Raw genomic sequence first — 668 nt, forward strand, 5'->3', positions numbered from 1 at the left:
ATTCCGTATAACCCCACCGAGTATTTCGGCGCCGATTTCCTCAAGCGCTACATCCGTGACCCGCAGAGTTTACGGCACTGGCCGCAGGCGAAGATGCCGGCGTTTGCGGCCAGTGTGTTGCCGGACAGTGAGCTGGATTTGTTGGTGGGCTATTTGAAACACATGACAGGGCGTAAGCAGCCATAAGCTTGGCGCATTCCCTCTGTGGGAGCGGGCTTGCTCGCGAAAGCGGTGTGTCAGTCAATAAATGTGTGGCTGACCCACCGTATTCGCGAGCAAGCCCGCTCCCACAGGGGGGGGAACGCTCCGCTCTGGAGATCATTGCTGTTGGACGGCGATCACCGGGGTCGCGCCACAAACACCTTGGCATGCATCTGCTCATGCCCACCGCCACGGCGCATGCCGCGTACCGGGCAGGCATCGAGGTAATCCAACCCCACCGCCAGTTTCAAATGCCGCTCCGGCCGTGACAGCTGGTTGGTCACATCAAAGCTGTACCAGGCGTCATCCAGCCAGGCTTCGGCCCAGGCGTGACTGGCCAGGTGCGTGCTGTCCTCACTGTACAAATACCCCGACACATACCGCGCAGGGATCCCCAGGCTGCGCGCGCACGCCAGGAATGCATGGGTGTGATCCTGGCACACCCCCGCACGACCCGCGAAGGCCTG

The 668-nt window shown here is 61.7% G+C and carries 2 pseudogenes; one reads left to right on the forward strand and one right to left on the reverse strand.

The features are described 5' to 3' along the window. Positions 1-186: pseudogene (locus OQK_RS01275) on the forward strand (cytochrome c); the annotation flags it as partial. Between the two features lie 132 nt (positions 187-318). Here the strand turns inward: OQK_RS01275 and OQK_RS01280 are convergent. Then, positions 319-668: pseudogene (locus tag OQK_RS01280) on the reverse strand (transglutaminase-like domain-containing protein); the annotation flags it as partial.

The organism is Pseudomonas sp. R62 (assembly GCF_000257605.1).
Classification (GTDB): Bacteria; Pseudomonadota; Gammaproteobacteria; order Pseudomonadales; family Pseudomonadaceae; genus Aquipseudomonas; species Aquipseudomonas atacamensis.